The following is a 501-nucleotide window of genomic DNA, read 5'->3' on the forward strand; positions in this document are numbered from 1 at the left end:
CTCGTACGTGCACGACGTCGCCGTCGTGCACGTGATCGGAGAGGGCGTCGCCGGCTACGTGCGCGCGACGAACCTGCTGCTCGACGTCGTGACCGGTCGCGCCGAGGGCTGATCCTCGGAATCACCCGGGCCACGGGGCATCCGTTAGACTCTCGTGTCGGCCGTCTCGGCCTCGCACCCACACGAAACGGAAAAGCGCACCCTCATGGCATCCACCGCAGACATCAAGAACGGCGTCGTCCTGAACATCGACGGTCAGCTCTGGAGCGTCGTGGAGTTCCAGCACGTCAAGCCCGGCAAGGGCGGCGCGTTCGTGCGCACCAAGCTGAAGAACGTGCTCACCGGCAAGGTCGTCGACCGCACGTTCAACGCGGGCGCCAAGGTCGAGATCGAGAACGTCGACCGCCGCGACTTCCAGTACCTCTACAACGACGGCGACAGCTTCGTGTTCATGGACGTCGCCGACTACGACCAGATCAACGTGGCCGCCGCGACGGTCGG

1 pseudogene is annotated in these 501 nt (G+C 65.5%); it reads left to right on the plus strand.

Features of this window, described 5'->3' with window-relative positions:
* Positions 1-205: 205 nt before the first annotated feature.
* A pseudogene (locus ASG00_RS17945) lies at positions 206-501 on the plus strand (elongation factor P); the annotation flags it as partial.

This window comes from Microbacterium sp. Leaf351 (genome assembly GCF_001423825.1).
Taxonomy (GTDB): Bacteria; Actinomycetota; Actinomycetes; order Actinomycetales; family Microbacteriaceae; genus Microbacterium; species Microbacterium ginsengisoli.